The sequence below is a fragment of the Pseudonocardia sp. OZ21 genome (genome assembly GCF_059359135.1).
Window position 1 is genome coordinate 440339 of the sequence record NZ_JCADBN010000001.1, and the last position, 25613, is coordinate 465951.

General features: G+C 73.0%; 24 protein-coding genes. 9 read left to right on the forward strand and 15 right to left on the reverse strand.

The genetic code is table 11. The features are described from left to right. The first annotated feature begins 36 nt into the window (after window positions 1-36). Together AC5L35_RS02175 and AC5L35_RS02180 are read left to right on the forward strand one after the other, a co-directional pair. Window positions 37-279 (forward strand): acyl carrier protein, encoded by a 243-nt coding sequence (locus tag AC5L35_RS02175; protein ID WP_169395137.1) that lies wholly within the window; start codon window positions 37-39, stop codon window positions 277-279. Between the two features lie 34 nt (window positions 280-313). After that, on the forward strand, window positions 314-1567 hold the full coding sequence (locus AC5L35_RS02180; RefSeq protein WP_495057795.1) for a beta-ketoacyl-[acyl-carrier-protein] synthase family protein: 1254 nt from the start codon (window positions 314-316) through the stop codon (window positions 1565-1567). Between the two features lie 51 nt (window positions 1568-1618). On the opposite strand, the gene AC5L35_RS02185 is transcribed toward AC5L35_RS02180, so the two are convergent. The 3 genes from AC5L35_RS02185 to AC5L35_RS02195 all read right to left on the reverse strand — a co-directional run bounded on the left by AC5L35_RS02185 (window position 1619) and on the right by AC5L35_RS02195 (window position 4317). After that, window positions 1619-2107, reverse strand: coding sequence for a DUF3145 domain-containing protein (locus AC5L35_RS02185; protein WP_495057796.1), 489 nt, complete (start codon window positions 2105-2107; stop codon window positions 1619-1621). 189 nt (window positions 2108-2296) lie between these two features. Further along, entirely contained in the window at window positions 2297-3214 is a 918-nt protein-coding gene (locus AC5L35_RS02190; protein WP_495057797.1) for a right-handed parallel beta-helix repeat-containing protein, read from the reverse strand. Between the two features lie 65 nt (window positions 3215-3279). Further along, window positions 3280-4317, reverse strand: a complete 1038-nt coding sequence (locus tag AC5L35_RS02195; RefSeq protein ID WP_495057798.1) for an MBL fold metallo-hydrolase — start codon at window positions 4315-4317, stop codon at window positions 3280-3282. A 194-nt stretch (window positions 4318-4511) separates the two neighbouring features. Between AC5L35_RS02195 and AC5L35_RS02200 the strand changes: the two genes are divergently transcribed. Then, complete coding sequence (locus AC5L35_RS02200) at window positions 4512-4766, forward strand: helix-turn-helix domain-containing protein (RefSeq protein ID WP_495057799.1); 255 nt, start codon at window positions 4512-4514, stop codon at window positions 4764-4766. 365 nt (window positions 4767-5131) lie between these two features. Then, complete coding sequence (locus AC5L35_RS02205) at window positions 5132-5527, forward strand: VOC family protein (RefSeq protein ID WP_495057800.1); 396 nt, start codon at window positions 5132-5134, stop codon at window positions 5525-5527. Between the two features lie 48 nt (window positions 5528-5575). On the opposite strand, the gene AC5L35_RS02210 is transcribed toward AC5L35_RS02205, so the two are convergent. The 3 genes from AC5L35_RS02210 to AC5L35_RS02220 all read right to left on the reverse strand — a co-directional run bounded on the left by AC5L35_RS02210 (window position 5576) and on the right by AC5L35_RS02220 (window position 9923). Continuing rightward, window positions 5576-8419 carry a vitamin B12-dependent ribonucleotide reductase gene (locus AC5L35_RS02210; RefSeq protein WP_495057801.1) on the reverse strand — a complete coding sequence of 948 codons (2844 nt, stop codon included), beginning with the start codon at window positions 8417-8419 and terminating at the stop codon, window positions 5576-5578. Between the two features lie 139 nt (window positions 8420-8558). Then, window positions 8559-9023 (reverse strand): transcriptional regulator NrdR, encoded by a 465-nt coding sequence (nrdR, locus tag AC5L35_RS02215; protein WP_495057802.1) that lies wholly within the window; start codon window positions 9021-9023, stop codon window positions 8559-8561. Between the two features lie 183 nt (window positions 9024-9206). Further along, a complete protein-coding gene (locus tag AC5L35_RS02220) occupies window positions 9207-9923 on the reverse strand; it encodes a hypothetical protein (RefSeq protein WP_495057803.1) in 717 nt (238 codons plus the stop codon). A gap of 362 nt (window positions 9924-10285) precedes the next feature. Here AC5L35_RS02220 and lexA point away from each other — a divergent pair, with 362 nt between their 5' ends. After that, window positions 10286-11080: a transcriptional repressor LexA gene (gene lexA, locus AC5L35_RS02225; RefSeq protein ID WP_495057804.1), complete on the forward strand. Its 795-nt coding sequence runs from the start codon at window positions 10286-10288 to the stop codon at window positions 11078-11080. A 37-nt stretch (window positions 11081-11117) separates the two neighbouring features. Here the strand turns inward: lexA and AC5L35_RS02230 are convergent, their stop codons facing one another. From AC5L35_RS02230 to AC5L35_RS02250, 5 genes are all read right to left on the reverse strand, one after another. Then, complete coding sequence (locus AC5L35_RS02230; protein WP_495057805.1) at window positions 11118-12092, reverse strand: hypothetical protein; 975 nt, start codon at window positions 12090-12092, stop codon at window positions 11118-11120. An 11-nt stretch (window positions 12093-12103) separates the two neighbouring features. Then, window positions 12104-13585: a GTPase HflX gene (hflX, locus tag AC5L35_RS02235; RefSeq protein ID WP_495057806.1), complete on the reverse strand. Its 1482-nt coding sequence runs from the start codon at window positions 13583-13585 to the stop codon at window positions 12104-12106. 87 nt (window positions 13586-13672) lie between these two features. After that, the gene (gene dapF / locus AC5L35_RS02240) at window positions 13673-14560 is read right to left on the reverse strand and encodes a diaminopimelate epimerase (RefSeq protein WP_495057807.1); all 888 of its coding nucleotides are present in this window, start codon (window positions 14558-14560) and stop codon (window positions 13673-13675) included. A 1-nt stretch (window position 14561) separates the two neighbouring features. Beyond that, entirely contained in the window at window positions 14562-15482 is a 921-nt protein-coding gene (gene miaA, locus AC5L35_RS02245; protein ID WP_495057808.1) for a tRNA (adenosine(37)-N6)-dimethylallyltransferase MiaA, read from the reverse strand. Continuing rightward, window positions 15479-16207, reverse strand: coding sequence for a class III extradiol ring-cleavage dioxygenase family protein (locus tag AC5L35_RS02250; RefSeq protein ID WP_495057809.1), 729 nt, complete (start codon window positions 16205-16207; stop codon window positions 15479-15481). The genes miaA and AC5L35_RS02250 overlap by 4 nt, the downstream gene beginning before the upstream one ends. 886 nt (window positions 16208-17093) lie before the next feature. Here AC5L35_RS02250 and AC5L35_RS02255 point away from each other — a divergent pair. Beyond that, window positions 17094-18401: a DUF349 domain-containing protein gene (locus tag AC5L35_RS02255; protein ID WP_495058069.1), complete on the forward strand. Its 1308-nt coding sequence runs from the start codon at window positions 17094-17096 to the stop codon at window positions 18399-18401. A gap of 204 nt (window positions 18402-18605) precedes the next feature. Here AC5L35_RS02255 and AC5L35_RS02260 read toward each other — a convergent pair whose 3' ends face one another. Both AC5L35_RS02260 and miaB read right to left on the reverse strand, forming a co-directional pair. After that, window positions 18606-19079, reverse strand: coding sequence for an Rv2732c family membrane protein (locus AC5L35_RS02260; protein ID WP_495057810.1), 474 nt, complete (start codon window positions 19077-19079; stop codon window positions 18606-18608). A 37-nt stretch (window positions 19080-19116) separates the two neighbouring features. Further along, complete coding sequence (gene miaB / locus AC5L35_RS02265; protein WP_495057811.1) at window positions 19117-20589, reverse strand: tRNA (N6-isopentenyl adenosine(37)-C2)-methylthiotransferase MiaB; 1473 nt, start codon at window positions 20587-20589, stop codon at window positions 19117-19119. Window positions 20590-20652: 63 nt separating this feature from the next. Between miaB and AC5L35_RS02270 the strand changes: the two genes are divergently transcribed. Further along, entirely contained in the window at window positions 20653-21621 is a 969-nt protein-coding gene (locus AC5L35_RS02270; RefSeq protein WP_495057812.1) for a TAXI family TRAP transporter solute-binding subunit, read from the forward strand. A 2-nt stretch (window positions 21622-21623) separates the two neighbouring features. Here the strand turns inward: AC5L35_RS02270 and AC5L35_RS02275 are convergent, their stop codons facing one another. Together AC5L35_RS02275 and AC5L35_RS02280 are read right to left on the reverse strand one after the other, a co-directional pair. Continuing rightward, window positions 21624-23036, reverse strand: coding sequence for a sensor histidine kinase (locus tag AC5L35_RS02275; protein WP_495057813.1), 1413 nt, complete (start codon window positions 23034-23036; stop codon window positions 21624-21626). A 2-nt stretch (window positions 23037-23038) separates the two neighbouring features. Then, window positions 23039-23749 carry a response regulator transcription factor gene (locus AC5L35_RS02280; RefSeq protein ID WP_495057814.1) on the reverse strand — a complete coding sequence of 237 codons (711 nt, stop codon included), beginning with the start codon at window positions 23747-23749 and terminating at the stop codon, window positions 23039-23041. A gap of 130 nt (window positions 23750-23879) precedes the next feature. Between AC5L35_RS02280 and AC5L35_RS02285 the strand changes: the two genes are divergently transcribed. Next, on the forward strand, window positions 23880-24608 hold the full coding sequence (locus AC5L35_RS02285; protein ID WP_495058070.1) for an amino acid ABC transporter ATP-binding protein: 729 nt from the start codon (window positions 23880-23882) through the stop codon (window positions 24606-24608). A 63-nt stretch (window positions 24609-24671) separates the two neighbouring features. Next, a complete protein-coding gene (locus tag AC5L35_RS02290; protein WP_495057815.1) occupies window positions 24672-25568 on the forward strand; it encodes a glutamate ABC transporter substrate-binding protein in 897 nt (298 codons plus the stop codon). Window positions 25569-25613: the final 45 nt, after the last annotated feature.

The window sequence follows — 25613 nt, forward strand, 5'->3', positions numbered from 1 at the left end:
TCCGACGACTCCCGTCCCACCAGAAGGAGAACCACCGTGGCTGACAACACCGAGATCCTCAGCGGCTTCGCCGAGATCGTCGAGGAGGTCGCCGGCATCGACCCCGCCGAGGTCACCGTCGACAAGTCCTTCGTCGACGACCTCGACATCGACTCCCTGTCGATGGTCGAGATCGCGGTCCAGGCAGAGGACAAGTTCGGCGTCAAGATCCCGGACGACCAGCTCGCCGAGCTGAAGACGGTCGGTGACGCGGTGGACTACATCGCGAAGAACCAGTGACGGGCCCCACCACGATCGTTCCTCCGGAGGACCTATGAGCACCGCTCACGACGTCGTCGTCACCGGGCTCGGCGCGACCACCCCGCTCGGCGGGGACGTCGCCTCGACCTGGGAGGCGCTGCTCGCCGGCAAGTCCGGCATCCGGCGCATCGACGACGCCGAGCACGAGTGGGTGGGGCGCCACCAGCTGCCCGTGAAGATCGCGGCGCCGCTGGCCGTCGCACCCACCGAGGTGCTCCCCCGCGTCCAGGCGCGCAGGCTCGACCGGTGCGAGCAGGTGGCACTGGTGGCGGCCAAGGAGGCGTGGGCCCAGGCGGGCCTCGGCGACCGGGACAACATGCAGGTGGAGCCCGAACGGCTCGCCGTGGTGGTCGCCACCGGCATCGGCGGCGCCGTCACCCTGCTCGACCAGGACGACCTGCTCGAGACCGGCGGCCTGCGCAAGGTCTCGCCGCTCACCGTGCCGATGCTCATGCCCAACGGCCCCGCCGCCTGGGTGGGCATCGAGTACAGGGCCCAGGGCGGCGTGCACGCGCCGGTCTCGGCGTGCGCCTCGGGTGCGGAGGCCCTCGCGTGGGCGCTGCGCCTGCTGCGCGGAGGCGAGGTCGACGTCGTCATCGCCGGTGGCGCGGAGGCCTGCATCACCGGCATCACGGTGGCCGGCTTCGTGCAGGCACGCACGCTGTCGCAGCGCAACGACGAGCCCGAGCGGGCCTCCCGCCCGTTCGACGTCGACCGCGACGGCTTCGTGCTCGGTGAGGGTGCCGGGATCATGGTGCTGGAGCGGGCCGAGTTCGCGGCGGCCCGCGGCGCCACGGTCTACGGCAGGCTCGCCGGTGCGGGCCTCACCTCGGACGCCTACCACATCACGGGCCCCGAGCCGGAGGGCATCGGGCAGTCCCGGGCCATCGCGAAGGCGGTCCGCGACGCCGGGCTGGAGCCCTCCGACATCGGGCACGTCAACTGCCACGCCACCTCCACGGTGGCAGGCGACGTGGGCGAGACGCGGGCGGTGCGCAAGGCGCTGGGTGACCATCCGGTGCTCACCGCGCCGAAGTCCGCGCTGGGTCACATGGTCGGCGCCGCGGGCGCGGTCGAGAGCATCATCACGCTGCTCTCGATCAAGGAAGGCGTGATCCCCGCAACGCTGAACCTCGAGAACCTCGACCCCGGTGTCGAGCTGGACGTGGTGGCGGGCGAGCCGCGCAAGGTCGACCTCGACGCCGCGGTCTGCGACTCGTTCGGGTTCGGCGGCCACAACGCCGCCGTCGTCATCACCGGCGCCTGAGCGGAGGCGTTGCCGCGGCCCGCGGGCCGCGGCAACGCTCTCCCTCGCCGGCTACCCCACCTGGTGCAGCCAGGTGGCAGGTGCGCCGTCCCCGGCCCACCGGAACGGCTCCAGGGCGTCGTCCCACGCCGTACCGAGCAGATCGTGCATCCGGCCGGGCAGCTGACTGGCCGGCACCTCGGCGAGCAGGGCCCGCAGCCGGTCCTCCGCCACCACGATGTCGCCGTTGGCACTGGTGCGTCCGGACCACAGGCCCAGGGTGGGGACATGGCAGAACCGCTCGCCGTCCACCCCCGGGCTCGGCTCCTCCGTCACCTCGAACCGGAGCATCGGCCAGGCTCGGAGGGCGCCCGCAATGGCGCCCCCACAACCGGCCGGACCGGCCCAGCTGCACTCGGCCCGCATCTGCCCGTGCCCCGCCGGTTGGGGAGTCCACTGCAGAGACACCTTGGTCCCGAGCACGCCTGAGATCGCCCACTCGACGTGCGGACACACCGCAGTCGGCGACGAGTGGACGAAGACCACGCCGCGTGCGTTCACTGCAGACCTCCAACGTCGACGAGGATCGTCTTCCCCTACGTCCTCGCGCCGTGGCGACCTGCTCCGTGCAACCGGGTCAGCACCCGGCTCCGTTTACCGTGATCAGTCTGCACGGTCCGTCGCGACACGGCCAACAAGACACGTCGATCGGGCGTGTCGCCGCGCCGAACGGCTCGGGATCGGCGCACGTCACCGAGGCGGGAGCGGCCCACCGTCGAGATAGGTGTTGTCGTCGAGCACGGCCCGGCGGGACACCCGTAACGGAACGTCACCAGCGCCGCGACGGAAGCGGTTGCCCGTGATCGCCACGTCGGTCATCGTCGCCGCCGCCGAGTCCTGCCGGACGGTGTAGCGGCCGCCGCCGAGGACGTTGCCCCGGATCACCGTCGTGCCGTCGGCGCGCCGTCCTGCCTTCTCCGGAGCCACCAACAGGGCGCTGCCCCGCCCGGGCCCGTCGCCGAGTTCGATCCGGCTGTCCTCCACGAGGACGTTGCTCCCGGTTCCGCGCAGCACCAGTCCGTGGACGTCGCCGCCGGGCGTCGGGGCGAAGTCGTGCACGCTGCTGTTGCGCAGCCGCGCGCCGTCCCCCAACTGGGCGCCGTCGTGCGTCACGCCGACGATCTCGATCCGCTCACCGCTCCAGCGGTCGCCCCCGATGGCCGCCTCCGGGAAGTCGCCGGTGAGCGTGACGTCCTCGATGCGTACCGAGCCGGCGGCCGTGGTGACGATGCCGTACGGGGTGGCACCGTCGCCGGTGACGCGGCTGCGCCGCACCACCACGTCCGGAGCGTCGATGACGATCCCGCCGGTCACGTCCCAGCCGTCGAACACCGCACCGGCCACCGACACCGTCATCGGCCCGGAGCCGCACAGCCTGCTGACACCGGTCGGGAGGCCCACGCTGCCGCGGTCGGGTGCGGTGTAGGGGCCCGCCGCGTCACAGCCGACGGCTGCCGTCGGAGCGAGCGTCACGGTGGGAGCCGGACCTCCGGGGAAGGTGCCGCCCTCGGTGGCGACGACGACGGCGACCACGGCCAGCACGCACGTCGCCAGGGCGAGCCCAGCACGTACGAGGACCTTGCGCGGTCCGCCACCCAACCCCTGCACGGCGCAGAGCGTACGGGCGCCGACGCTCCGTGTCGCCGTTGGGATCTACGAAGAGTGAATTGTTATCACGTTGTGTAGTGATTGACGCCGTCCGTCTCAACGCTCCTCACCACACCCCGTTCGACCAGCACGTCGAGGTGGACGGCGGTCTCCAGGGTGGCGAGCATCGCGTTGAACGGGTCGAGCTCCTCGAGGCGCCGCTCACGGCGGGTCCACGGCAGCGCCGCGGCCACCTCGTACGCCGTGTAGCGGCCGTCCTGCAGCGCACCGAGCGTGGCGTCGAGGCGTTTTACGTGGTGGGCGATCAGCTCGTCGACACGTTCGTGCACGCGCCGCCCCACCGGACCGTGGGCCGGGAGCAGTGCCGCATCCGGCCGGGCTCGGACGAGCTCGAGCGAGGTGAGGAAGTCGGCGAGCGGGCGGCGGGCAGGCACCGCCTCGAACCCGATCGAGGGAGTGATCCGCGGCAGCACGTGATCGCCGGAGAACAGCAGCTCGCCTGCCTGGTCGGCGAAGACGAGGTGCCCCTGGGTGTGCCCGGGGGTCGCCACCGCCTGCAGCACCCGCTTCCCGTCCGGGGCCGGGTCCAGGACGATCTCCGCGCCGTCGTCGATCCAGTCGTCGGGGTACTCCCACACCGTCGGGTCGTGGGGTTCGGCAGGCAGCTTCGCCAGGCGAGCGAGCAGCGCCTGCCCACCGGCGTGGCGCAGCCGCGCGAGATGCGCGGGCTCCGTCCGCGGCCCGTTGATCACCTCGAGCGCGGGCTGCTCCCCCCGACCGAGCGCGACCCGGATGCCGTATCGCCTGCGCAGCACCACGGCCTGTGTGTAGTGGTCGCGGTGGACGTGGGTGACGAGGAACCGGCGCACGTCACCCAGGCCGGCGCCGAGCTGCGCCAGCGCCTCCTGCAGCAGGTCGCCCGCCTGCGCCAGCGCCCATCCCGAGTCGATCAGCGTCCACCCGTCGCCGTCCGCCACCGCGTACACGTTGACCGCACGCAGCCCGTCGTTCGGGAGAGGCAACGGGATGCGATGGACTCCGGGGGCACAGCGGAACACTCCCGGCGCGGTCCAGTCGGCGGCCGGGTCGTCATCGCAGATCACTCCGAGACGATAGGCGCCCCGGCGGCCCCGTGCGCGGGCGGTGGCGAGCCGCGCATGCACAGAGCGCACACGATCGACGCAACACCACTCTTCAGTGATCGTCGACGCACCCGAAAGTGGCGCTCCTGTCCGTTACTGTCCAACGCACTGCGATCAACAAGCCCCCGAACGGGGGCACGAGGAGGATGTGCACGATGGCTGCTGAGGGAATCCGACACCCGGACGTGATCGGGGCGCCGTTCCTCACCGTGGCCGAGGTCGCCCAGCGAATGCGGGTCTCGAAGATGACCGTCTACCGGCTCGTCCACAGCGGAGAACTGCCGGCAGTGCGCTTCGGCCGCTCGTTCCGGGTGCAGCGCGCAGCGGTGGAGGAGCACATCAGCGCGGCCCGCTACGAAGCCGGTCGAGCGGCCATCGAGGCCCACACGGCTGCGGCCCGGGCCCACTGAACCCGCGGCGCCACGACAGGGCCGCCGGTCGGCACCTCGTCGGCCTCCGGCGCTGCGACAGGTCACCGCCGGTCCCCAGCTCGACGTCACCTCCCCCGCCGTGCTGGTGCTGCAGATCGCCGTAGCCGCCCGTCGGCACACCGACGATCGACCGCGACGGTGACCTCGTGCCCGTCCGGGAGGCGCCCGCCGACCGGCCGGTGCTCGACAACTCAGCCATCCTGACGGCTCGGTGCCCGTTCCCCCGGGCACCGCGGCCGTGGTGGACGAGCCGACACACCGGCCGGCTCGTCCGGGTCGGTCTCACCGGCCGGGATCGTCGGTGGCTCCGTCTACGGTGAGCCACCGACGATCCGGAGGCCCCGATGCTCGACCATCTCTCGATCCAGACGACCGACGTCGACGCCGCAGCAGCCTTCTACCTGCGGGTGTTCGCCCCACTGGGCATCCGCGAGGCGATCCGCATGGGTCTCGACGGCGACACCGCGGTAGGCCTCTCCGGCCCCGACGGGTTCCCGCACTTCTGGCTCGGGCCCGCCACGGCCTTGTCCGGCCGGGAGGTGCACATCGCGTTCACCGCACCCGAGCGCACCGCGGTCGACCACGTCCACGTCGCGGCACTGGAGGCCGGAGCGGAGATCCTGCACGCTCCGCGGGTGTGGCCCGAGTACCACCCCGGCTACTACGCGGTGTTCCTCCGGGACCTCGACGGCAACAACGTGGAAGCCGTGCACCACACCTTCCCGAGCCCAGCCACCTGACCGAGCGCGCCCCGGAGCCGAGTGCATGGCTCCGGGGCGCGCGACGGGTCAGCTGCAGCCGCTGGTGGAGCCGCAGCCCTCGCACAGGTAGCACGAACCGGCCGGACGCATCTTCGTGCCACACGTCATGCACAGCGGCGCGTCGGCGGCCTTGCCGAGACGCAGTTCCAGCAGCTCGGTGGAGCTGCCCACCTCGACGGGAGCGCGGGTGGCACCCGGGGTGCGCTCCACCTCGTCGCCCGCCGGGGCGGCATCGACCGTGAACCGCAGGCTCTCGACGTCGACGTCGCCGTAACCCGCGGAGTAGTCGGTTCCGGCCACCTGCTTGGTGCGCTCCTCCGCGGAGAAGATGCCGAGCTGTGCGCGCTTCTCGTAGGGCAGGTGGTCGAGCGCGAGCCGGCGGAACAGGTAGTCGAGCACGCTCGTGGCGATCCGGACGTCCGGGTCGTCGGTCATGCCTGCGGGCTCGAAGCGCAGGTTGGAGAACTTCGAGACGTAGAACTCGAGCGGGATCCCGTACTGCAGGCCCACCGAGATCGACATCGAGAACGCGTCCATCACACCCGAGAGGGTGGAACCCTGCTTGCCCAGCTTGACGAAGATCTCGCCGAGGCCGTTGTCGGGGTAGGAACCCGCGGTGAGGTAGCCCTCGGCCCCGCCGACGGTGAAGGACACCGTCTCGCTGGGGCGCTTCTTGGGCAGCCTGCGGCGCACCGGCCGTGCCTCGACCGGGGCGGCGACCTCGGCCTTCTGCGTGGCCTTCGCCGACTTGCCCGCCGAGAGCGGCTGGCCGACCTTGCAGTTGTCGCGGTAGATCGCGAGTGCCTTGAGGCCGAGCTTCCAGCCCTCCAGGTAGATCTTCTCGACGTCCTCGACGGTGGCCGCCTCCGGCATGTTGACCGTCTTCGAGATGGCCCCGGACATGAACGGCTGCACCGCGGCCATCATCCGGACGTGGCCCATGGGCGCGATCGACCGCTCGCCCATCGCGCAGTCGAACACCTCGTAGTGCTCCTGACGCAGCCCGGGCGCGTCGATCACGTGGCCGTGCTCGCCGATGTACTCGACGATCGCCTCGACCTGCTCGCCCTGGTAGCCCAGCTTCGTGAGCGCGCGCGGCACCGTCTGGTTGACGATCTGCATGGAGCCGCCGCCGACCAGCTTCTTGAACTTGACCAGCGCGAGGTCGGGCTCGATGCCGGTGGTGTCGCAGTCCATCATCAGGCCGATGGTGCCGGTGGGGGCGAGCACCGACGCCTGGGCGTTGCGCCACCCGTGGCGCTCGCCTGCGGCGAGGCAGTCCTTCCACGTGATCGTGGCGAGCTTGTGGACCGCGCTGCTCGCGGGGAAGGTGCGTACGTCGTCGTTGGCCGCGGCGTGCTTGCGCATGACGCGCTGGTGCGACTCGGCGTTGCGCGCGTAGCCCTCGTAGGGGCCGACCACGCCGGCGAGCTCGGCCGACCGCTTGTAGGCAGCGCCCGTCATCAGCGAGGTGATGGCCGCGGCCAGTGCCTGGCCGCCCTCCGAGTCGTACGCGTGGCCCGTGGCCATCAGGAGCGCGCCGAGGTTGGCGTAGCCGATGCCCAGCTGACGGAACTTGCGGGTGGTGTCGGCGATCGGCTCGGTGGGGAAGTCGGCGAAGCAGATCGAGATGTCCATCGCCGTGATGATCAGCTCGACGGCCTTGCGGAACCGCACCGCGTCGAACTGGCCGTTGTCGCCGAGGAACTTCAGCAGGTTCAGCGAGGCGAGGTTGCAGCTCGAGTTGTCGAGGTGCATGTACTCCGAGCACGGGTTGGACGCGGAGATCCGGCCCGACTCGGGGCAGGTGTGCCAGTCGTTGATCGTGCCGTCGTACTGGATGCCCGGGTCGGCGCACTCCCACGCGGCCTGCGCGATGGTGCGGAAGAGCTTCTTCGCGCCCACCTTCTCGATGACCTCGCCGGTCATGCGGGCCCGCAGGCCGAACTCACCGTCGGCCTCGACGGCGCGCATGAACTCGTCGGTGACCCGCACGGAGTTGTTGGCGTTCTGGTACTGCACCGAGGTGATGTCGGAGCCACCGAGGTCCATGTCGAATCCCGCGTCGCGCAGGACCCGGATCTTGGCCTCCTCCTTGGCCTTGGTGGCGACGAACTCCTCGATGTCGGGGTGGTCGACGTCGAGGACGACCATCTTCGCCGCGCGGCGCGTGGCGCCACCGGACTTGATGGTGCCCGCGCTGGCGTCGGCGCCGCGCATGAACGACACCGGACCCGACGCGGTGCCGCCGGAGGACAGCAGCTCCTTCGACGAGCGGATGCGGGAGAGGTTGAGGCCCGCCCCCGAGCCGCCCTTGAAGATCAGCCCCTCCTCGCGGTACCAGTTGAGGATCGACTCCATCGTGTCGTCGACGGCGAGGATGAAACACGCGCTGACCTGCTGCGGGGAGCTCGTGCCGACGTTGAACCACACCGGGGAGTTGAAGCTGAAGACCTGGTGCAGCAGCATCCAGGTGAGCTCCTGGGCGAAGACCTCGGCGTCGTCCTCGGTGGCGAAGTAGCCGTTGTCGAGGCCGGCGCGGCGGTACACGCCGACGACGCGGTCGATCAGCTGCCGCAGGCTCGACTCCCGCTGCGGGCTCCCCGGGGCGCCGCGGAAGTACTTGCTCGTGACGATGTTGGTGGCGTTGACCGACCACGACGCGGGGAACTCGACCCCGCGCTGCTCGAAGTTGACCGTGCCGTCGCGCCAGTTGGTCATGACGACGTCACGGCGCTCCCAGGCGACCTCGTCGTAGGGGTGGACGCCGGGGGTGGTGTAGATCCGCTCGACGGTGAGGCCTGCGGGCCGGCCCGCCTTGCCGGAGCCCTTCTTCCCTCGCCCTGACGCGGTTCCGACGGTCTCGGTCATGCTCTCCCTCTCCTGCGGTGCCGGCGGCGGGGTCCGTCGGTACGCGGTATGGCTGCGCTGGTGATGTGGCTGCGCGTGGTGGACGTGGTGCGGTGTGGCCGTGCTGTGCCTGTGCGGTGCGGGTACCGGGCGCCGGTGTTCAGTCGGCGGACTGGTCGCTGCCCGGGGTGCGGAGCTCCGCGATTTCCTTCTCGAAGTCCTCGATGGAGGAGAACGACCGGTAGACGCTCGCGAAACGGAGGTAGGCGACCTCGTCGAGCTCACGCAGCGGACCGAGGATGGCCAGCCCGACCTCGTGGCTGGGGATCTCGGCCGTGCCGCCCGCGCGGACGGCCTCCTCCACACGGTGGGCGAGCTGCTGCAACGCGTCCTCGTCGACGGGCCTGCCCTGACAGGCGCGACGCACGCCGGTGACGACCTTCTCGCGGCTGAACGGCTCGGTGACACCGCTGCGCTTGACGACGGCCAGCACGGCTTCCTCCACGGTGGTGAAGCGGCGACCGCACGAGGCGCAGGAACGTCTGCGCCGCGTGGCCTGGCCGTCGTCGACCTCGCGGGAGTCGATGACCCGGCAGTCCGAGTGCCGGCAGAACGGGCAACGCATCGGACCGATCCCTTCACCACGGTGTTATCGCCCTGGCCGCCCGGAAAACCCAGCCGGTGGACGAACAACACGAGTGTAACCACAACATGTGGGGGCAAGGGAAGTCGGAGGCCCCATACGTGCCGACCTGGTCCACCGAACGGGCACGGTCCTCGCAGCGCGCGACGGGGCGGACGCCGAGGGTCAGCCCAGCGGGACGCGCAGCACCTGCCCGGGGCGGAGCTCCACCGAAGTGAGGGAGTTGACGGTGACGATCCGCTCCGTGAGCGCGGCGACCTGCGCTCCCGACGCCGCAGGCGCGACGCCGCGGGCGACATCCTCGACGGTGGCCTCGGGGCCCACGGTGACCATGGCCACCGCCGGGGCCGACTCCTGGCTCCCCGCGCCCACCCGGGACTGTGCCACAGTGCCGGCCAGCAGCCCGAGCCCGACCACGAGCGCCGCGGTGACCACGGTGAGGGCCGCCCCGCCCAGCACCTGGCGCACCCGGATCGTCAGAGGAGACACCGGCTCGACCACCTCGGGGCGCCGGACGAGCAGCCGCGGCCCCGATGCCGACGGCACCGCGGGCCAGGCCGGCCGCGGCAGTGCGGCCGGCCGCACGATCACCGGCACCGCCACCGGACGCACCGGGCGCGGCCCCCGCGATCCGCGCCGCGAGCCGCCCCACCGGTACCCCACGCTCCCGCGGCCGTCGGGGCGCATCCGCCGGACCACTCCCCCGCCGGGCGCTCCGGACGCGACCCGCACGGCCTCCTCGGCCACCGGCGCCGGGCCGGATCCCGGCCGCCCGGCGTCCCTCCCCTGAACGGCGAGCCGCAGCACTGCTCGACCTGGGCGCAGACGTACTCCCCCGGATCGATCCTCGGCCGGCCGTCCGATCTTCCCCTGCTCGTCCATCGCCGCCTCCGCCTCTCACCGCCGTGCGATCAAACAACCGTTCGAACGAACGCCTGACGATGTGTACCACCGAGGACCGACAGAATCGAGAAAAGTGGGCGTGTCGTTCGAACATGCGTTTGGCGAAGAACGGGATCGGGGCTACCGTCGTGCCGACGGCGGTGGCCCCGCGTCACCGGTTCGAGCGGCATCCGCACCGGCGGGCCACGGGCAGCCACTGCAGCACGAGCACCACCCGCACAGCAGCACCACCCAGCGTCAACAGAGCACCTGCACAGCACCACGGACGATCTCGGACACCGCGTCGCACCACCGGCAGCCCACTACCGCCGGCGGGGACGACCACTGAGGAGGCACGACGAATGGCACGGGACGAGCCCGGCACCGGGGCCGGTAGCGAGGCCGGCCCGGACACACCCGGCGGCGCGGCAGCGGCGCGGCACGGCGGGTCGGCGCAGGTCAGCACCTTCCCCGACCCCCCGACGGGGCCGGCAGGCTTGACTCCGCGCCAACGCAAGGTCCTCGAGGTGATCCGCGACTGGGTGGAGCGCTTCGGGTACCCGCCGAGCGTGCGGGAGATCGGCGACGCCGTCGGCCTCACCTCCACCTCCTCCGTGCACCACCAACTGCGCACGCTGGAGCGCAAGGGCTACCTGCGCCGCGATCCCAACCGCACCCGCGCCGTGGACGTGCGGGGGCCCGACGAGGCGCCGGTCGCCGACGCCGTGGTCACCACGGGCGCGGCCACAACCGAGGCCACCGGCTCCGACGACCTCCGCCCGACGCCCGCGTTCGTGCCGCTGCTGGGCAACATCGCCGCCGGTGGCCCGATCCTCGCCGAGCAGGCCGTCGAGAGCGTGTTCCCGCTTCCCCGCGAGATCGTCGGGGAAGGCACCCTGTTCCTGCTCAACGTCCGCGGCGACTCGATGGTCGAGGCCGCGATCACCGACGGCGACTGGGTGGTCGTTCGCCAGCAGCCCGTCGCGGAGAACGGCGAGATCGTCGCCGCGATGATCGACGGCGAGGCCACGGTCAAGACGTTCAAGCGGCGCGACGGGCACGTCTGGCTGATGCCGGCCAACCCCGCGTACGACCCCATCCCCGGCGACGACGCGAGCGTGCTCGGCCGCGTGGTGGCGGTACTGCGCAGGCTCTGACGCGCTGCGGGTGCGCAGGGCCCGTCGGCCCGGTCGTTCAGCGGCGGCGCACGGCCAGCGCCGCCGCCACCAGCAGCAGCAGCCCCACAGCGACGCCCCCGCCGATCGCGGCGGGCTGCCATGCGGGCGTGGGCTCGTCCGCCACGGTCGATGCCGGCGGCGGCGGAGCGCTCTCGGTCGGGAGCCGGTCGGCCACGAGTGCCGTCGCACCGGCCACCGCGCGGAGCTCTCCAGGCACCACGCGGGTCTCCGAACCCGACAGGAGAGTGCCGTCGGGTTCGAACGCCACCGCCTCACCCTGCGGTTCGTCCGGCAGTGGTACCGGCACCGGCGTGCCCGTCAGCGCCTCGACGACGTCGCCGTCGCGCACCGGGTAGAGCCAGGCGTCGGTGTAGCTGCGCACCGCCACGACCGAGCCGTCCGCGTTCTGCGCGGCCCCCGTGACCAGTCTCGATCCCACTCCGCCCACCGGTCCGCCCACCGTGGTGGACTGCGGCAGCGTCAGCTCGCCGACCTGCAGCAGCGGCGTGGGGCCCTCGCCTGCCGGCGGGCCCGCGGTGCGGTACACACCGGCGGGACGGCCCACCTCCTTGGTGATCACCACCGGCCGGCCTGCCGCGTCGACGAGCAGGGCCTCCGCGTCGTGCGGGCCGTCGGGGTAGGTCAGCCGGTGCACCTGGGCCGCCCCGCGGCGCGGCAGCACGATCACCGCCACGGACTCCCGGCGCCGCTGGTTGTCGCCGGTGTCGGCCACCCACAGCGAACCGTCCGGGCCGCGGGCCAGGTCCTCGGGGTCGTACGGGTCCACCCCCGCGGTGCGTGAGTCGATCACCGCACAGGTGGACGGGTCCAGCCGGAGCAGCTGGACGCGGCGGCCGCCGTCGCTCATCGCCCACACCGCGTCGCCGTCGACGACCAGCCCGGACAGCTCGTCGAGCCGTGGGTCGTCGATGGTGCAGCGGGCCTGCGGGGCGGGCACCCCGGCGAGGGACGCCGCGAGCACACCGGCCACGAGCAGCCGGATCAGCGCGCGGCACCGTCCTCGAGCGGGGCTCCGACCAGCGCGAACGGCAGCACGGCCGTGGCCAGCTCCGCGCCGACCCTGGCGTGCATCCGCGTGCCGTCCGGAGTGTGTTCCTCCGCCAGCACCTCACCCTCGGAGTGCACGCGCGCCACCAGCGAGCCCTGTGCGTAGGGCAGCAGCAGCTCGACGTCGACCTCCGGGCGCGGCAGCAGCTCGGCGATCCGCTCGCGGAGCTTCTGCACACCGTCGCCCCGCCTGGCGGAGACGAACACGGCATCCGGGAGCAGGTGGCGCAGGCGGGCCAGCTGCAGGTCGCCCGCCGCGTCCGTCTTGTTGACGACGAGCAGCTCCCGCGGCATGGAGCCCGCACTCTGCTCCCCGATCTCGACGAGCACCTCGCGGACGGCCTTGATCTGGTCCTCCGGGAGCGCGTCGGACGCGTCGACCACGTGCACGAGCAGGTCGGCGCCCGCCGTCTCCTCGAGCGTGGACCGGAACGCCTCGACGAGCTGGTGCGGCAGGTGCCGCACGAACCCGACGGTGTCGGTGAGCGTGTAGGTGCGCCCGTCCGAGGTGGACGTGCGGCGCGTGGTGGGGTCGAGGGTGGCGAACAGCGCGTCCTCGACGAGCACACCGGCGTCGGTGAGCGCGTTGAGCAGGCTGGACTTGCCCGCGTTGGTGTAGCCGACGATCGCGACCGACGGCACCTCGTTGCGCCTGCGCGCCCAGCGCTGCGTCTCGCGCACCTGCTTCATGCCGGAGATCTCGCGGCGCAGCTTCGCCATCCGGTTGCGGATGCGGCGCCGGTCGAGCTCGATCTTCGTCTCACCGGGGCCACGGCCGCCGATCCCGACGCCGCCTGCCGCTCGGCCACCCACCTGGCGCGACAGCGCCTCACCCCAGCCGCGCAGGCGCGGGAGAAGATAGGAGAGCTGCGCCAGCTCGACCTGCGCCTTGCCGTCCTTGGACCGGGCGTGCTGGGCGAAGATGTCGAGGATCAGCGCGGTGCGGTCGATGACCTTGACCTTGAGCTTCTCCTCCAGCTGACGCAGCTGGCCGGGAGAGAGCTCGCCGTCGCAGATCACCGTGTCGGCGCCGGCGGAGACCACGGCGTCGCGCAGCTCGTCGACCTTGCCGCTGCCGATGAAGGTGGCGGGGTCGGGCCGCGGACGGCGCTGGATCAGGCCGTCGAGCACCTCGGAACCGGCCGTCTCGGCGAGGCGCGCCAGCTCGGTGAGCGAGGCCTGGGCCTGCTCGGCGCTGCCCTCGGTCCAGACTCCGACGAGTACGACGCGCTCGAGGCGCAGCTGCCGGTACTCGACCTCGGTGACGTCGGTGAGCTCGGTGGACAGTCCGGCGACGCGACGGAGCGACGTGCGCTCCTCGAGCTCAAGGTCGCCGCGGGTGGCATCAGCGGAACGTGCATCCGCGGCACGCGGGCGCCGGTCACCGGTGGTGGTGGACAGGACGGGTTCAGTCATCGTGGGATTCATGCTCCCATGCCAACGCCCTGGCTGTCTGGTTTGTTTCGGGCGGGTCCGCCGAGCGGAGGCGGGGCAGGCGGGCCGTCACACGGTCGCCGCGACGGGCGCACCGGCCGCGGCGGCCCACCAGGAGTGGGTCAGCTCGCCGTGGGCCACGAGCACCGCCGGGCCGTGCAGCACGGTGGCCGACCCTCCGGTGGCCGAGCCGTCGACGGTGACCCGCAGGCGCCCGCCGGGGGTGTGCACGGCCACCGTGCCCGCGGCCCGGCCGGCGTGCCGCAGGGCGGCCACGGCGGCGGCGACGGTGCCGGTGCCGCACGACCGCGTCTCCCCCACGCCGCGCTCGTGCACGCGCATCGTGACCTCGGCCGGTCCGTCGCTCTCGGAGAGCGGGGTGACGAACTCGACGTTCACCCCGTGGGGGAACAGCGCCGGGTCGTGGCCGGGCGGGCGGGTGAGGTCGAGCCCGGCGATGTCGACGTCGGTGACACACGCCAGGTGGGGGTTGCCGAGGTCCACCGCGACGCCGGGGAACGCCGCGCCGCCGATGCGGGCGGTGCCGGCCGCTCCGATGACGGCGGGACCCATCTCGACCGACACGTCGCCGTCGGTGCGGCGGGGGTCGAGCCGCACGGTGCGGACGCCGCTGCGCGTGCCGACGGGGGTCTCGGCACCGGCGAGCCAGCCGGCGTGCTGGAGGTAGCGGGCGAAGACCCGTACCCCGTTGCCGCACATCTCCGCGACGCTGCCGTCGGCGTTGCGGTAGTCCATGAACCACTCGACGCCGGGCTCGGGCTCGGGCCCGTCCTCCAGGGCGGCCCAGCGCACCACACGCAGCACGCCGTCGGCGCCGAGGCCGCGGCGGCGGTCGCACAGTGCGGCGACCCTGGCCGGCGTGAGGTCCAAGGTGGCGTCGGGGTCGGGGAGCAGCACGAAGTCGTTCTCCGTGCCGTGGCCCTTGCTGAACTGCACGTCATGAGCCTACTTGCGCGGGCAGCGCGGCGATGGCTCGGCCGAACAGGTCCGGAGCGGCGCCGTCGAGCCACCGGATGCGGGGGTCGCGGCGGAACCACGAGCGCTGGCGGCGCACGAACCGCCGCGTGGCCCGCACGGTGTCGGCGGCGGCGGACGCGAGGTCCCCTGCTCCGTCGAGGGCGGCCACGACCTGCTGGTAGCCCAAAGCCCGCGACGCGGTGAGCCCGTCGCGAAGACCGTGGTCGAGCAGCCCGCGGGTCTCGTCGACGAGCCCGGCGGCGAACATCCGCGCCACCCGCCGGGCCACGCGGACGTCCAGGTCGGCGGTGTCCCGGTCCACGCCGAGCAGCACGGCCTCGTAGCGGGGCGCGCCGCCGGTGGGCAGCCGGGCCGGGAACGGGCGCCCGGTCAGGGCGATCACCTCCAGCGCGCGGACGATCCGGCGGCCGTTGGTCGGCAGCACCACCGCGGCTGCCGCCGGGTCGACCTCGGCGAGCCGGGCGTGCAGCGCCTGCGGGCCGAGCCCGTCCAGCTCGGCCTGCAGCGCGGCCCGCAGACCCGGGTCGGTGCCGGGGAACTCCAACTCGTCGACGACGGCCTGCACGTACAGGCCGGAACCGCCCACGAGCACCGGGGTGCGGCCCGCCGCACGCAACTGCTCCACCACCTCCCGCGCCGCGCGCTGGTAGGCCGCCACGGACGCGACCTCCGTGATGTCGAGGACGTCCAGCAGGTGGTGCGGGACACCGGCCCGTTCGGCGGGCGTGAGCTTCGCGGTGCCGATGTCCAGCCCGCGATAGAGCTGCATCGCGTCGGCGTTGATCACCTCGCCGCCCAGCTCGGCGGCCAGTGCCAGGCCCAGGTCGGACTTGCCGGTCCCCGTCGGACCGACGACGGCGACCAGTGGTGGCGCGCTCACGACAGCGGCGTCCAGACCGCCACGTGGTAGGCCACGCCGTACGGGGCCGCCGAGTACACCAGCTCCCCGTGCCAGCGCCGGCCAGCGGCCGCTCCGGCGAGCACCTGCCACGGGGCCCGCCCTGCGACGTGCAGCGCGGTGGCGAGCCCGGCGTCCAGGTGGGCCAGCGCGTCGGTGTCGGCGGCATGCAGGGCGGCGGCGACGGCCGCGTCGAACGGGCCTGCGCGCTCGTCGAGATAGCCCGGGGCCTTCGCCGTGTGGGTGGTGGCGCCGTCCCCGACGACGAGCAGGCCCACCGGGTCCGGGTCGGCCGTGAACTCCGCGGCGAGCGCGGCGCCGAGCTCGGCGCACGCCAGCGGGTCCTCGTCCGGCGCGACGAGCTCGCCGCGGATGCTGACGGCGACACCTCCGGCAGCGGCCACCCAGCCGGCGATCAGCAGCGGCAACGGGAGCTCCGGATCGACCGGCACATCGGCCGATGCCCGGTCGAGACCCACCACGACGTCCGCCCCGAAACCCACGAAACTGCCGCGGACCGGCGGCATCACGGTGCGCCGTCCGCCCGCGTCGGCACCCACGGCGACCCAGCGGGCCGAGGCCGCGCCCAGCCGCGAGGCAGCGCCGACGCACGCAGCCCGGAGCTCGGCGGTCTCGGTGGCCGCGCCCGTCGCCAGCTCGGGGACGAGCAGCGGCGGCTCGGGCAGCACGGCGACCAACGTCAGCACGCTACCGAGCGTAGGCCGCGGCCCTCCCACCAGCGCGTTCGGGCGCGGCTCGCCGACCAGGACCGGCCGCTGGCTGCGTAGCGCCCCCGCAGGTTGTTCCGGTCGGACCCCCGAGCTGTTTGAATCGCGGGACGACCACCGGTCACGAGGACCGGCGACGGTCGCTGTGCACGGCTCCGCCCGCGGGCGGGGCGCCCACCGTCCGCGGTGGGCCGGAGCAAGGAGGACGACGGTGTCGGAGCAGCAGGGGACGGAAACGCCACTCACCACCACCGGGAGCGGGGCCGAGCCCGCCCCCGAGGTCGAGCAGGCGGCAGCGACGCGGCCCACGGTCCAGGAGGAGCCCTCGGGAGCCGACGGCGCGCCCGCCGGCCCGACGGCCCCGGACGCCGAGGTCTCCGAAGACACCGAGACCCCGGCCCCCCGCCCCTCACCGCTGTCGTTCGCCCACAGCGGGTCCGGCGCCGCGGCCGAGCCCGGAGCCGACGTCGAGGCGGCGGCCACGTCCCTCGAGGCCGAGCTGAGCCCGGCCCCGGCCGCCGACCAGGACCCGGCGCCTGCCGCCGACGCGAGCCCGGCCACCGAGGCGGCCCCGTCACCGGCGGCCCCGTCACCGGCCGCCGAGCCGACTCCGCCCCCGGCCGCCGAGACGGCCCCGCCACAGACCACCGAGCCGAGTCCAGCGCCTGCCGCCGAGACGGTCCCGTCACCGGCCGCCGAGCCGAGCCCGGCCACCGCCACCGCCGAGCCGAGCCCGGTGCCCGCCGCCGACGCCGCTCCCGCGACTCCCGGGCCGCCCCGGCCCGGCCCGCACGCCGTGCCGGCGCCGCCCCGGCCCGGGCCTGCCGCGGTTCCCCCCCGGCCGGGGCCGCCCGCGGTCCCGGGTGTGCCGCACCCGACGCCCCCCGTGGTCACGCCTGCGGCCGTCGCTCCGGACGTGGCGGTGCCGGTCGCGCAGCCCTCCCCCGTCGCCAGCGCCGGCACCGATCCGGGTCGCTGGGGGCGGGTCGACGCCGAGGGCACCATCTACGTCCGCACTCCGGGCGGTGAGCGCGTCGTCGGTTCCTGGCAGGCCGGGGCCCCCGAGGAGGGGCTCGCCCACTTCGCCCGCCGGTTCGACGACCTGCTCACCGAGGTCGAGCTGCTCGCCGCCCGCCTCGCGGCAGGCGGCGGTGAGCCGAAGCACGCCCTGAGCAGCGCGAAGACGCTGCGTGACGGGCTGGACGAGGCCACCGTGGTCGGCGACCTGGTGGGGCTGCGGGCCCGGCTGGACGAGCTGGTGACCCAGGCGGAGGAGGCAGTCGGCGCGGCCCGCTCGGCGCGCGACGCCCAGCGCGCCGCCGCGGTGGCCCGCAAGGAGGAGCTCGCAGCGGAGGCCGAGACCCTCGCCGACGAGGCCACGCAGTGGAAGCAGGCGGGCGACCGGTTCAAGGCGATCCTCGACGAGTGGCGCGCGATCCGCGGCGTCGACCGCAAGACCGACGAGCTGCTGTGGAAGCGGTTCTCGAAGGCACGTGAGTCGTTCAACCGGCGCCGCGGCTCCCACTTCGCCGACCTCGACCGCCAGCGCGCCACGGCCAAGACCCGCAAGGAGGAACTGGTCGTCGAGGCCGAGAAGCTGAGCGACTCCGACGACTGGGGTCCCACCGCGGCCCGCTTCCGCGACCTGATGACGGAGTGGAAGGCCGCGGGGCGCGCGCAGAAGGACGCCGACGACGCGCTGTGGCAGCGCTTCCGCACCGCGCAGGACGCCTTCTTCGCACGCCGGGCCGGCACGTTCGCCGAGCGTGACGCCGAGTTCGCGGCCAACGCCGACGCGAAGAAGGCGCTGCTCGTCGACGCCGAGAAGATCGACCTGTCCGACCCGGCCGGGGCACGCGCGGCGCTGCGGCGCGTGCAGGAGCGCTGGGAGGAGATCGGCAAGGTCCCGCGCGACGACATCCGGCCGCTCGAAGCCGGCCTGCGGGCCGTCGAGGAGAGGGTGCGGGAGGCCGCCGAGCGGCAGTGGCGGCGCACCGACCCGGAGGCCGAGGCGCGGGTTGCGCAGTTCCGCGAGCGGGTGGCCCAGTTCGAGGCGCAGGCGGAGAAGGCCAGCGCGGCCGGTGACGCCCGCCGCGCCGAGCAGGCCAGGAGCCAGGCCGAGCAGTGGCGCGAGTGGCTCACCACCGCGGAGCAGGCGGTCAAGCAGCGCTGACCCGCGCTGGGGGTCGGGTTGGGGGTGTCCCGTGGATCTTGGTCGATGAGAGCCGTGATCCAGGTGGTTCCTGGCGGCGCCACCGGATCGCCCTCGTACCGGGCGTATTCGGGCGGACCGGCGGTGTCGCCAGGGGCCGCCTGGGCGCGGCTATCGCGATTGAAAGATCCGCGGGACACCCCCTAACCCTCGGGCTGCCCGGCCTCAGCGGCGGCCGGCGATCCGCACCCAGCACACGGCGAGTGCCACCACGGCGAGCACGGCGAGCACGAGCCCGATACCGGCCGCGGTGCCGCCCGCGGTGATCGACACCTGCCGGGACCAGATCGCCCACACCCCGGTCACCACGGAGATCCCGCAGCCCACCGCGGCCAGCCAGGCGAGCGGCCACCACCGGGTGGCGAGCGCGAGTGCCGAGACCACGAGCCCGAAGCCGAGCGAGGTGAAGGTGAACAGCCGCGGCAGCACCCCGAGCTGCGGTTCGAGGCCCGCGAGTATCTGCCACCCGTGGATCGACCCGGTCCACGGCAGGATCAGCGCCACGATCAGCACGAGTATCGCGACGGACACGCTCACTGCGGTCGGGCCGGGATCGATCTGACGGGCGAACGGGAGGCGCCTCCCGCTCAGCTCCGCGTCGAGGGCCACCAGCTCGTCGGGAATCTTCCGGTCACTCATCACGTCTCTCCCTCGCTGCGCCGGGTCGCCGGCGCCATCACGCGCTCGTCCCACATACGGGTGCCGCCGGTACCGGCTCCGGCGCACCGAACGCGGGCAGGCCCAGCCCCGTGGCGCCTCCGGTACGGGTACCCGCCTCGTGGACGTCACCCGCGCGCGTGCGCCGGTGGGACAACACGGGACCGTCGGCCACGAGGTGGTGCGGCGCCCCGTACCCGACGGCGACCTCGACGACGTCCCCCGGCCGGATCGTGCCGGAGCCCTCCGGCCCCGGGGCGAAGTGGACCAGCCGCCCGTCGCGGGCGCGGCCGCTCATCCGCCGGGTGGCGCCGTCCTTGCGGCCTTCGCCCGTGGACACCAGCACCTCGACGACCCGGCCCTCGATGGCGCGGTTGGCCTCCCAGGAGATCTCCTCCTGGAGCGTGACGAGCCGCTCGTAACGCTCCTGCACCACGGCCTTGGGCACCTGGTCGGGCAGCGTCGCCGCGGGGGTGCCGGGGCGGGGCGAGTACTGGAAGGTGAAGGCGTTGGCGAACCGGGCGGCACGCACCACGTCGAGGGTGGCCTCGAAGTCGGCCTCGGTCTCGCCGGGGAACCCGACGATGATGTCGGTGCTGATCGCCGCGTCCGGGATCGAGGCGCGCACCTCGTCGATGATCCCCAGGTAGCGCGTGGACCGGTACGAGCGGCGCATCCGCCGCAGCACGTCGTCGGAGCCGGACTGCAGCGGCATGTGCAGCTGAGGGCACACGTTCGGCGTCTGGGCCATCGCGGCGATCACGTCGGAGGTGAAGTCGCGCGGGTGCGGCGAGGTGAAGCGCACCCGCTCGAGGCCGTCGACGTCGCCGCAGGCCCGCAGCAGCTTGGCGAAGGCGCCGCGGTCGCCGAACTCGACGCCGTAGGAGTTGACGTTCTGCCCGAGCAGGGTGACCTCGAGGACGCCGTCGGCCGCCAGCGCGGACACCTCGGCCAGCACGTCGCCCGGCCTGCGGTCCTTCTCCGTGCCCCGCAGCGACGGCACGATGCAGAAGGTGCACGTGTTGTTGCAGCCCACGGAGATCGACACCCAGCCGGCGTAGGCCGACTCGCGGCGGGCCGGCAGCGTCGAGGGGAAGACCTCGAGCGACTCGGCGATCTCCACCTGGGCGGCCTCGTTGTGCCGCGCGCGCTCCAGCAGGACCGGCAGGGCGTGCACGTTGTGGGTGCCGAACACCACGTCGACCCAGGGGGCGCGCCGGACGATCTCCGACCGGTCCTTCTGCGCGAGGCAGCCCCCCACCGCGATCTGCATGCCCGGCCGGGCGTCCTTCACCGGGCGGAGGTGGCCGAGGTTGCCGTAGAGCCGGTTGTCGGCGTTCTCCCGCACGGCGCAGGTGTTGAAGACGACGACGTCGGCGTCGTCCGAGTCGGCCTTCGCGTACCCCGCCGCCTCCAGGAGCCCGGCCATGCGCTCGGAGTCGTGCACGTTCATCTGGCACCCATAGGTGCGGATGGTGTAGCTGCGGGTCACAGAAAAAGAGTAGGCCGTCGAGAGGCGGTCGACCGCATCGGCCGGGCACGGCAGGATGCCAACGTGGCGGGCGGGGGCGTGGTGGGACGGCGCGCCGTCCTGCGCGGGCTCGGCGCATTCGGCGTGCTGGGGGCGCTCGCCGCCTGCTCGTCGCCCTATTCCGGAGCCCGGCTGACGCTGGCGACGGGCGGCACGCAGGGCGTCTACTTCCGGCTGGGAAACGCGCTGGCCGACGCGTGGCAGCGGAAGCTGGGGCTCGACCTGCGTCCCGGCGTGCTGTCCACGGCAGGCTCGGTCGACAACCTGCGGCTGCTCGCCGAGGGCGGCGCCGATGTGGTGTTCAGCCAGGTGGACACGGCAGTCGACCAGCTGGAGCGGTCCGCGCCCGGCGACCCGAGGGCACCCCGCGCGCTCGCCCGGATCTACGACGACGTCGTGCACGTCGTCGTCAGGGCGTCGTCGCCTGCCACGACGCTGGCCGGTCTGCGGGGGGCGCGGGTGTCGGTCGGAGCGCCCGACTCGGGCGTGTACGTGATCGCCACCCGGCTGCTGCACGCGGCAGGCCTGGAACCGGACACCGACCTGCAGGCGGAGCAACTCGGGATCAACGAGTCCGTCGCCGCGATGGAGAGTGGCGCGATCGACGCGTTCTTCTGGTCGGGCGGGGTGCCCACCGAGGGCGTCAGCCGGCTGGCGACGGTACTGCCCATCCGGTTGCTGGACCTCGAGGACGTGGTCCCCGAGGTGCGGGACACCTTCCCCGCGTACGCGCCCGGCACGGTCCCGGCCACGACCTACGGGATCCCCGTGGCCATCACCACCCTGCTGGTGCGCAACTTCCTGCTGGTGGCCGCATCGATGCCGGACGATCTAGCGGATGCCCTGGTCAAAGGCATGTTCGAGGCGCAGCCGGAGCTGGCGCTGGCCAGTCCGTCCGCCCTCACCATCGACCCGCGCGCCGCCATCGGCACCCAGCCGGTGCCGTTGCACCCCGGCGCGGAGCGGTTCTTCCGCCTGCTGAAGAACAGCTGATCTCAGCCGGCGCCGGGCTCCTCCCCCGCCGCCTCCGGGGCCACCCGGAGCAGCCGCGCGATCACCTGCAGGCCGCCCCCGGCGGGCAGTTCGAGGCGCAGCTCACCGCCTGCCACCTCGACGGTGCGGGCGGCGATGGCCAGGCCGAGCCCGGAGCCCTCGACGTTGCTCTGGGCGGGACTGCGCCAGAACCGGCCCGTTGCCCGCTCCAGCTCGTCGGGGGCGAGGCCCGGGCCGGCGTCCCGCACGGCGATCTCCACGTGGGACGCCGTCACCGCGGTGCGCACGGTGATCGTGCCGCCGCGTGGGGAGAACTTCACCGCGTTGTCCAGCAGCGCGTCGAGCACGGTCTCGATCGCCCCGATCGGCGCCGCCGCCCGCAGACCGCGCCGGCCGTTGCGGAGAAGCTGCAGGCCCGTGTGCTCGGCCAGGGGCCGCCACGCGTCGAGCCGGTCCTCGACGGCCGGGTCGACGGCGACGTCGGCCACCGGGACGGTGCGCTCGGCGCGGGCCAGCGCGAGCAGCCCGTCGAGCAGCGTGGAGAGCCGGTCGGCCTCCTCCAGAGCGGCGACGTGGTCCTCGGCGGCGGCCGCGTCGAGATGCCCCTCCAGGTTGGACAGCCGCAGGCGCAGCGCGGTGAGCGGGTTGCGCAGCTGGTGGCTCGCGTCGGCGACGAACGCGCGCTGCGCCGAGTACGCCTGCGTCACGGTCTCCGCCATCCGGTCGAAGGAGACCGACAGCCTGCGCAGCTCGGGGGGCCCCGACCCGTCGGCCACCGGCTCCGCCCCGGCCCCGGCGAGCACCGCTGCCGCCACTCGCCCGGTGCCCTCGTCGAGCCTGCGGACCGGCCGCAGGATCCACCGGACGATCGGGAGCGCGACCAGTACGGCCATCACGAGGGCGAGCAGCCCGGCAGCCGCCACCAGCGACCACACCCGAAGCTCCTCGGCGCGCAGCGCGGTGGTGGGCGACACGGTGACGACGGCTCCGCGCACCTCGGTGTCGACCAGTACCGGTTCTGCGAGCACCATCGGCCGGTCGTCCCACGGCAGGAGCAGCGGGTAGGCCTCCGAGCGCCGGTTCGCCAGCGCCAGCTCGACCCGCTCCCGGCCGGCCTCGTCCAGCACGGGTGCCGGGCGCCGCGAGGCGGCCACCAGCTCCCCCTCGCGGTCGACCACCAGCACCGCCACGCCGTACACGGCGTCGTAGCGGGTCAGGTCGGCGGTCAGCCCCGTGGTGTCCGCGTCGGTGATCGGGCGCTCGGCGAGCGAGGCGTAGAAGATCGTGTCGGTCAACCGGTCGGTGAACAGCTCGAGCTGGCTGGCGTAGGCGTTGGTCAGCGCCAGCGGTACCCCGAGGCCCGCGGCCAGCAGGCCGACCAGGAACAGCACGATCACCAGGAGCCGGGCGGCCACCCCTACTCCGCGCCGGTTCCGGGGGCGCTCATGCCAGGAGTGCCGCTCTCGGGCACACCCAGCCGGTAGCCGACGCCCCGGACCGTCTGCACGAGGTCGGGGCGACCGAGCTTCGTGCGGAGCGTGGCCACGTGCACGTCGAGCGTCCGGTTGGCGCCCGCCCAGGACCGGCCCCACACCTCCGCCACGATCCGGCTGCGCGTGCACACGGCGCCGCTCGAGCTCGCGAGCAGCGCGAGCACCTGGAACTCCTTGCGGGTGAGGTTCACCGGGATCCCCCCGACGGTGACCGAGTGGCGGTGCAGGTCGATGCTCACGTCGTCGACCACCACGATGTCGTCCGGGCCGGCGGGCGTGGCGACCCGGCGCCGCCGGTACACGGCATGGACCCGCGCCACCAGCTCGCCGATGTCGTAGGGCTTGACGATGTAGTCGTCGGCTCCGGAGTGCAGGCCGAGTATCCGGTCGTCGACCTCACCGCGCGCCGACACCACGATCACCGGAACCTCGCTGACCTCGCGGATCGCCCGGCAGACGTCCACCCCGTCGATGTCGGGCAGGCCGAGGTCGAGCAGCACCACGTCGACGCCTGCCAGGTGGTCGACGGCGCCCCGGCCGCGTGACAGCCGCGTGGTGGTGATCCCGTGACGGTGCAGTGCCGGGCGTAGTGCGGCCGCGATCCGGTCATCGTCCTCCACCAGCAGAATGTGCACGATCCCCCACAGCTTCTCGCCGAGCGTTATCGGAGCGAAACCCTATGGGTTGCTCAAGGTGCTGGACTGTGCCCTCCACACCCCCATAGCGTCCCGCCATGCCCGGAGGCCCGCGATGACCAACACGCCCATGATCCGGATGGCGTCCGTCGACAAGCACTTCGGCGAGCTGCACGTCCTGCGCGACATCAACCTCGAGGTCGAGAGCGGCCAGGTCGTGGTGGTGCTGGGCCCGTCGGGGTCCGGCAAGTCCACGCTCTGCCGCACGATCAACCGCCTGGAACCGATCGACAGCGGCATCATCGAGGTCGACGGCAAGGAACTGCCGGCAGAGGGCAAGGCCCTCGCCGCGCTCCGTGCCGATGTCGGGATGGTCTTCCAGAGCTTCAACCTGTTCGCGCACAAGACGATTCTCGAGAACGTCACCCTCGGGCCGCTCAAGGTCCGCAAGGCCTCGAAGTCCGACGCCGAGAAGAACGGGCTCGCCCTCCTCGAACGGGTCGGGATCGCGAACCAGCGCGACAAGTACCCGGCCCAGCTCTCCGGGGGCCAGCAGCAGCGCGCGGCGATCGCCCGTGCGCTGGCCATGAAGCCCAAGGTGATGCTCTTCGACGAGCCGACCTCCGCCCTCGACCCCGAGATGGTGCAGGAGGTCCTCGACGTGATGACCACGCTCGCCGCCGACGGCATGACGATGCTGGTGGTCACCCACGAGATGGGCTTCGCCCGCAGGGCCGCGCACCGGGTGGTGTTCATGTCCGACGGCGAGATCGTCGAGGACGCCGCGCCGGACGCCTTCTTCTCCAGCCCGACGTCCGACCGTGCCAAGGACTTCCTCGGCAAGATCCTCACGCACTGACGGGCCACACCCCGGCCGGCACCCGCCTTGTTTTCCCGCTCCAACGGAAGGACCCGCACCACCATGCGTCTCGCTCACCTCTCCCGGATCGCCGCGGTCGCGGCGGCAGTGGTGCTCGCTGCCACCGCCTGCGGTGACCAGTCGTCATCGCTCGGTTCCTCGGGTGCCGCGCCGTCGGTCGCCGAGGGCGTGTCCTTCCCGGCCGGCTCCACGATGGAGACCCTCAACAAGGCCCAGGCCCTGCGGCTGGGCACCAAGTTCGACCAGCCGCTGTTCGGCCTCAAGGGTCTCGACGGCAACCCCGCGGGCTTCGACGTCGAGATCGCCAAGATCATCGCCGCCAAGCTCGGCATCCCGGCCGACAAGATCGCCTACACCGAGGCGCCGTCCGCTGTGCGTGAGGAGGTGATCGAGCAGGGCCGCGTCGACCTGGTCGTCGCCACCTACACGATCAACGACAAGCGCAAGGAACGGATCAGCTTCGCCGGCCCGTACTACGTGGCGGGCCAGGACCTGATGGTCAAGAGCGACAACACCACCATCACCGGTCCGGACTCGCTGCGCGGCGCCAACGCCAAGGTCTGCTCCGTCGCCGGCTCGACCCCGTCGGAGAACATCAAGAAGTACATCGACCCGGCGAACCTCACGCTGTTCGACGTGTACTCCAAGTGCGCCGACGCGCTGCGCACCGGCCAGGTCGACGTCGTCACCACCGACAACGTCATCCTCACCGGCCTGATCGAGAACTCGGGCGGGGCGTTCAAGCTCGTGAACCAGAAGTTCACCGAGGAGCCCTACGGCATCGGCATCAAGAAGGGCGACGTCGCCTTCTGCGAGTTCATCAACCAGACGCTCAAGGAGGCGGAGACCGACGGCAGCTACAAGGCCGCCTGGGACTCGACCGTCGGGAAGGTCAGCCCGGAGGTTCCGCCGCTGCCCGCGGCCGGCACCTGCAGCTGATCTCCGACGCAACCGGGGTGCCGACCAGGCCGGTCGGCACCCCGG